We start from the raw sequence: 1,871 nt of genomic DNA, 5'->3' as shown, positions 1-1,871 counted from the left end.
CCCCTTCAAGGGTCGCAGTCACACCGCCGCTGGCGGACACCCCGAGGGAGGTGTACTGGCTCTGGGTCCAGTTAAAGTTGGCGGTGACATCCGCGATGCTACCGGGATGCGAGTAGAAACCACTCGCCTGGCTGCGGGTCGGCTGGCTGCCACCCACGCTGTTACCGGCGCTGATACGGTAATAGTCGTTGTTGTCCAGGCGTTGACTCCAGCTGGCGTTCTGCGAATAACGATCGCGGCTTATGCTGCCGTTATAGCCCGCGGTGCCCGGTCCCAGCGGCATGGTCAGCGAGATGTAGGCGCTGTCCTCCTTTTTGCCGTTGAACTCGCTGCGCGCGGCGTTGAGCGACACCGACAGGTGCCGCCAGTCCCCGAGATCGAAATATTGGTTCAGCGAAATGCTGTAACTATCAGTATCCGGGCGGTTCCAGTAAGTCTGATGCGACCAGTTGATATGGGTCGACAGACGCAGATCTTCAAAGTTCTTGGTCGCCTGAATGGTGTACAGCTCTTTGCTGTTACCCATGTAACCATCGCGGTAACGCACATCCAGATACTCGCTCATGGTGAGGTAATCACGCTCCGAGAAGCGGTACCCGGCAAAGGTCACCTCACTGCTGATTTCGTCAAAGCGCTTCGAATAGCTCACTCTCCAGGATCGCCCCTGGCGATTCTTGTCCCCGGGGAAGCGCGCGCTGGCGTGGGTGACGTCCGCGGACAAAGTCCCGAAGGCGTTCATATCGCGGCCGGCGCCCAGCGCCACGCTGTTATAGTCCCGGGAGAAGATACCGCCGCCGTACAGCGACCAGGCGTTGGACAGACCCCACGACAGTTCGCCGGTGGCAAAATATGGCCCTTCGGTGCGGTGGTCGTAATCACGGGGCCGGCCGGTCGCCAGTTTGTAACGCAACTGGCCGGGACGCGTCAGGTAAGGCACCTGAGCAGTATCCACCGAGAAGGTCTGCACCGAGCCGTCCTGCTCCTCGACCCGTACGTCAATACGTCCGGTAAGGGCGCTGCTCAGCTCCTGAATGCGAAACGGACCGGCGGCCACGGTGCTTTCATAAATCACCCGCCCCTGCTGGCTGACAATCACTTTGGCGTTGGTGCGCGCGATACCGGACACCTCCGGCGCATAGCCGCGCAGCTTGGGCGGCAGCTGGCTTTCATCGCTGACCAGCGACAACCCGGTGTAGCGCCAGGAGTCAAACAGATCGGAAGTAAGATAATCCTCACCAACGGTCAGTTTGGACATCATCCCCGGCAGCGCCCGGTAGGCGTAAAAGCGGCTCCAGTCAAAGTTATGGGTAGAGCTGCCTGCGCGCCCGGTGGTGTTGTAATAGCTGCCCTGGTAATCACCGCGCAGTCGCCAGGCGCCGAAGTTAGCCCCGGCGGTGCCGCTGACGCTGGCGTTCTGATTCTGGTTCCCCTGACGGTTCCAGGTGACGTTGGTGTTCACGTTGTAATCGAGCATCATCCCGGGAATACCGTTTTCCCAGCGGGAAATCGGCAGCCAGGAGGCGTCCTGGTACTCCAGCCACGCCTGGGGGACGGCGACATAGAGAGTGGATTCCGACAAATCGCCGCGCAGGACGACGCCGTCAAGAGCGGAAAAATCGGCGCAGTTCCCATCATCGCGCCACGCGATCATTTTCAGCGCATCCTCACGCAGACCGAGCTGTTCCACCTGCCGGGGATCCAGACAGGCTTCCACTGTCGGCCGGTCATTCACGCGCCGTTCAACAAAAGCGATCTCCTGTTCAGAAATACGCTGGTCATTCAGTCGTATAGTGAGTGTGTAAATTCCCGGCATAATATAGCCGGCCCGGGAAAAGCGGGATAAATCGATATTCGCACGATCCTCGGCATCC

1 protein-coding gene is annotated in these 1,871 nt (G+C 59.9%); it reads right to left on the bottom strand.

The genetic code is table 11. The features are described from left to right. Positions 1 to 1,871: fimbria/pilus outer membrane usher protein (locus AQ981_RS25235; protein WP_058914510.1), on the bottom strand; the 1,871-nt coding region annotated here is incomplete at both ends.

It is taken from the genome of Entomohabitans teleogrylli (genome assembly GCF_001484765.1).
In the GTDB taxonomy this organism is placed as follows: Bacteria; Pseudomonadota; Gammaproteobacteria; order Enterobacterales; family Enterobacteriaceae; genus Entomohabitans; species Entomohabitans teleogrylli.
This window is presented reverse-complemented; position numbering and strand designations above follow the sequence as displayed.